The organism is Streptomyces sp. NPDC037421, from assembly GCF_055602105.1.
In genome coordinates this window covers 1-4,782 of record NZ_JBVJWV010000079.1, presented here as the reverse complement: position 1 = coordinate 4,782, position 4,782 = coordinate 1, and the positions used below count along the sequence as shown (strand labels likewise).

3 protein-coding genes and 2 pseudogenes are annotated in these 4,782 nt (G+C 69.4%); all 5 read right to left on the bottom strand.

The annotated features are described in order from the left end of the window. Window positions 1–131 (bottom strand): annotated as a pseudogene (locus ACZ7IF_RS39185) (ATP-binding protein); the annotation flags it as partial. After that, the gene (locus ACZ7IF_RS39180) at window positions 112–666 is read right to left on the bottom strand and encodes a DUF742 domain-containing protein (protein ID WP_362474798.1); all 555 of its coding nucleotides are present in this window, start codon (window positions 664–666) and stop codon (window positions 112–114) included. The pseudogene ACZ7IF_RS39185 and the gene ACZ7IF_RS39180, both read right to left, overlap by 20 nt. 93 nt (window positions 667–759) lie before the next feature. Continuing rightward, window positions 760–1,173, bottom strand: coding sequence for a roadblock/LC7 domain-containing protein (locus ACZ7IF_RS39175; RefSeq protein WP_030037347.1), 414 nt, complete (start codon window positions 1,171–1,173; stop codon window positions 760–762). Window positions 1,174–1,183: 10 nt separating this feature from the next. Continuing rightward, entirely contained in the window at window positions 1,184–4,387 is a 3,204-nt protein-coding gene (locus ACZ7IF_RS39170; RefSeq protein ID WP_470981811.1) for a sensor histidine kinase, read from the bottom strand. Window positions 4,388–4,680: 293 nt separating this feature from the next. Further along, window positions 4,681–4,782, bottom strand: a pseudogene (locus tag ACZ7IF_RS39165) (ATP-binding protein); the annotation flags it as partial.

Genomic DNA, 4,782 nt, shown 5'->3' with positions numbered 1-4,782 from the left:
CGCAGGGGGTTGATCTCGGAGACCGCGCCGACGAACGTGGTCTTGCCCACGCCGAAGCCGCCCGCCACCACGATCTTCGCGGAGGTGGTGGAGCGCGGAGCCGCTCCGCCGTTAGAGCTTGCGAAGTCCACTGAGCACCCTTTCGAGCAGTGTCACATCTGGCTGGCCGCCGGCAGACTCGTCGCCGCCGGGCTGGTGAATGGCGACAAGGCCCGCCTCCGCCAGGTCGGCGACGAGGATTCGGGCGACACCAAGAGGAATGGAGAGAAGTGCCGAGATCTCCGCAACGGATTTGATCTCCTGGCACAGGCGGCAGATGCGCTGGTGCTCGGGCAACTGCCCTTGCAGGCGCGCGGGATCCGCCGTGGTACTGACCAGCGCCTCGATGGCGAGCTGGTAGCGCGGCCGGGTACGGCCGCCGGTCATCGCGTACGGGCGCACCAGCGGGTTGTGCGCCTTCGGGGCCTGCGGCTGCGCTGCCCTGGGGGGCTGGTGCGGAAGCCGGTGGGGCGCCTGGGGCTGCTGGGGCTGGCCGTACGGCTGCTGGGCGTAGGGGTTGTGCTCCGGCACGGGCCGGCTCGGGGAGGAGGGGAAGTTGAAGCGGTTCTGGTCGTGCCCACCCTGCGGCTGCTGGCCGCCATAAGGATGTCCTCCGGGTGTTGTCACGTTTCCTCCTCCGACTCCAAGAACGCAGTACTCCCTGTGGAACCGCGCCACCGCACCCTACGGTGCGATGACGCGAAACGCACTGCCCGTTTGCTAGTTGAGAAGGCTTCCCTGGAGCTCCGCGCGCAGGTCCGGGGTGAGGACACTGCCCGCGCGGTCCACAAGGAGGGCCATCTCGTAGCCCACGAGGCCGATGTCGCACTCGGGGTGCGCGAGCACCGCGAGCGAGGATCCGTCGGAGACGGACATCAGGAAGAGGAACCCGCGGTCCATCTCCACAACGGTCTGGTTGACGGCGCCGCCCTCGAAGATCCGGGAGGCACCGGCGGTCAGCGAGGTCAGGCCGGAGGCCACGGCCGCCAGCTGATCGGCGCGGTCGCGCGGGAATCCGTCGGACATCGCCAGCAGAAGGCCGTCGGCGGAGACCACCACCGTGTGGGACACCCCGGGGGTGTTGTCCACGAAGTTGGTGATCAACCAGTTCAGGTTCTGCGCCGCCTGGCTCATCGCGCTCACACTAACGCTCCTGGTCATAGCTGTTACTTGACTGCTCGGAACCCGCGGTCCGTCCCTGCTGGACACCGCGCCGCAGGTTGCTCAACCTGCCACGGACGTCCTCCGGGGCGCGGGAGACCTGGGGGCCTCCCTGCGGGGTCGTCTCCGCAGCGCCCTCGACCAGGTTGGCCTTGGGCACGCGCCGAGGGAGACCGGACGAGGTGACCCCGCCCGCCTTCGGCTCACGGAGCTTGCCGGCCTGCTGCCAGCGCTCGTCGTTCGTCGAGCGCCAGCCCGCGCCGGCTGCTGCCTCCTCCGGCTCCCGCTTCGGTTCGGCGGGCTGCTGCTGACGCTGCGGCCGCTGCTCGAAGAGGGATCCGGCGGACTCCGCTTCCTGCTGCGCCGGCTGCCACTGCTGCTGGCTGCCGCGTCGCGGCAGGCCCGCCCCGGTCATCTCGTGACCGGCGTCGGCAGCGGCGCCCGGACGGTCGAAGCCTACGCGGTCCGGGGCCGGTTCGGGAGCGGAGGGGGATTCCGAATCGGTCCCGTAATCCTGCTGGTAGGAGCCCGGGTAGGTGTTCTGCCCGGGCCACTCGGCCTGCTGGGACTGGTCCTCGTAGCCGCCGTCGTACGCCTGGGCGGGCTGCTGCCCGTCCTGGTAGCCGGACTCCGGATACGCGTAGCCCTGCTCCGGGTACGTCTCGTAGGCCCCCGGCTGCTGCTGGGAGTCGTACGGAGCCTCGTAGCCCTGCGCGGACTGCTGCTCGTAGCCCTGGTACTCCTGGTACCCGTGCTCCGGCTGGGGTTCCGGATAGTCCTGGGCCTCGGGACCGGGGTACTGCTCCTGGTCCTGCGCCTGCGGGAAGTTGAGCTGCGCCTCCAGCGCGGCCCTGCGCTCCTCGCGGCCCAGGGACCGGCCGACCGCGTCCGAGGGCTTCGCGTCGCCGCCCTGGGCGCCCGGGGCGTCGTAGGCGGAGTCGTCGAAGCCGAGCTCCGCGGCCGTCCGCAGCGGGGCGGCCTGCTGGGCCTGCTGCTGCGGAATGATCGAGGAGACGGTGAAGTCGTCGTCCGGGATGCCCTCGCCACCGCCACCGTGGGTGATGGCGTCGGGGAGCATGACCAGCGAGGTGGTGCCGGCCGCCTCGCCCGAGGGGCGCAGCTGGACGCGGATGCTGTGGCGGTCCGCCAGCCGGCCGACCACGAAGAGACCCATGCGCTGCGAGATCGCGGCGTCCACGGTCGGCGGGTTGGCCAGCTTGTGGTTGATGTCCGCGAAGTCCTCGGCGGTGAGGCCGATGCCCTTGTCGTGGATCTCGACCATCACGCGGCCGTCGGGCAGACGCGTGGCGGTCACGCGGACCTTGGTCTGCGGGGAGGAGAACGTGGTGGCGTTCTCCAGGAGCTCGGCGAGCAGGTGCACGAGGTCGGTAACGGCCTGGCCGTGGATCTCGGCCTCGGAGACGCCCGAGAGCTCGATGCGCTCGTACTGCTCCACCTCGGAGGAGGCGGCGCGCAGCACGTCGACGAGGGGCACCGGCTGGTCCCAGCGGCGGCCCGGGTTCTCACCCGCGAGGATGAGGAGGTTCTCGCCGTTGCGGCGCATACGGGTGGCCAGGTGGTCCAGGCGGAAGAGGTTCTCCAGCTGGTCCGGGTCGGCCTCGTTGTTCTCCAGGTCGGTGATGAGGGTCAGCTGGCCCTCGATCAGCGACTGGTTGCGCATGGAGAGGTTGGTGAAGATCGCGTTGACGTTCCCTCGCAGGAGCGCCTGCTCGGCGGCGAGCCGGACCGCTTCCCGGTGGACCTGGTCGAAGGCGCGGGCGACCTCGCCGATCTCGTCCTGGGAGGTGATCGGGATCGGCTCCACGCGGGTGTCGACCTTGCCCGGGTCGGTGCGCGAGAGCTGGTCGACGAGCGAGGGCAGGCGCTGCTCGGCGATGTCGAAGGCGGAGCTGCGCAGACGGCGCATCGAGCGGCTCATCTGGCGGGCCATCATGGCGGCCAGGATGAAGGCGGCCAGCAGGGCCACGACCACGATGGCGCCGGTCAGGATGGCGTCGCCGCGCGACTTGTCGGAGACCGCGACGGCGTCCTTGACGGCCTTGTCGAGGAGGTCCTTCTCGATCTCGGCGTAGCCGTCGAACTTGGCGGTGGCGGCGGCCTGCCAGGCGGGGGCGGTGGTGCCGTTGAGGGCGAGCTTGGCGGGCTTCTCGCCGCCGGCTATCGCCTCGGTCATGCCGGTGAGGGCGGAGCCGTTCACCACGGGCGGAGCCTTGAAGACGGTGCCTGCCTGCTCGGCGGCCTGCTTGGCCTGGGCGAGCTTGGCGGCGCCCTCCTGGGACTTCTTGCCCATGACCTCCTTGAGCCGGTTGGTGTCCTCGTCGGTGCCGGCGGCGACGTACTCGCCGATGGCGATCTCTTCGAGGTAGGCGTAGGAGGAGAAGGCGACCAGCTGGGCCTTGCGGACTTCCTCGTTCTCGTTCGGGCGCACCAGCAGGTGCGTGCCGACGGAACGCTGGAGCGAGTTCGCGGCCTTGGCCAGCTCGACCGCGTAGACCATGCGGCCGTAGCTGGTGACGTTTCCGGTGCCCAGGCCCAGTTCGTTCGAGAACTGCATGAGGTAGTGCTGGACCAGCACGTAGCCCTCTTCGGTCGGGATGGGGCCGGCCGAGGCGGGGAGGTTCTTCTTCTGGGTCTCCGGGACGGCGTAGGCCGTCTTGCGGACCTGCTCCAGCTTCGGCTCCTCCTGGCGGAAGAGTTCGAGGCGGCGCTCCAGGCCCTGCTTGGCGGGGAGGTCCTTCGCGGCCTTGGCGAACTTGGCCTTGGCCGCGTCCGTGGCGGCGTAGGCCTTCGTCACCGCGTCGTTGTTGCGGTCGCCCTTCAGGAGGGGCTCCGCCGTGAGGTCGCGCTCGTTGAGGAGGGCCTGGCCGTATTCGGCCGCGGCCTGGACGATCCGGGCGGTCTTTTCGGCGTCCTTGGCCTCGTTCCAGCTGTCGACCGAGCCCTTCACCTGGAAGCCGCCCATGACCAGTCCGACGAGGACCGGAACCATGAGGATGGCGTTCAGCTTGGTGGCCACCCGCCAGTTGCGGGGCGAGAGCTTGCTGGTGCTTCCGCTGCTCGTGGATGGTTCCACGGGCACGTCGACGGGCGACATGGCCGCGCGCGGCGGCGGGGTGAAGTTGCCTCGCGCGGGTTCATCCGCGGGGCTCGAGTTGCTTCGCCTCACTCGACCAACAACCTCTCAGCGGTGCTACTAGCTGGTTCGTTGAATTCCAGCACGGTTAAGCGCCGTGTTCCAAACAGTTGAATCCGGCCATTCCCAGAACCTTATGCCCCACATAAAACGGACATAAAGAGCGAGCTGCGGCAAAAATGGGGCCTGTCGTGAGCGCAGCGGCACCGTCCGAACGCGCGCTGTGTCCGGTTGGCGGCAATTCACTGTCGAAACGTTATGAACGCCGGGGGCGGGCCGTGTTCGAGAACACAGCCCGCCCCCGGCGTATTGCCTTGTAATGCGTGTTACTTGAGCCGGGCCATGAGGGCGTGCTCGACGAGCGTGATGAGTGCGCTCTTGGCGTCCGCGCGGTGGCGGGCGTCGGTGGTGATGATGGGGGCGTCGGG

Coding starts and splice junctions, on each gene's coding strand:
- ACZ7IF_RS39175 (WP_030037347.1), bottom strand. CDS start 1,173: ATGAGCCAGGCGGCGCAGAACCTGAACTGGTTGATCACCAACTTCGTG.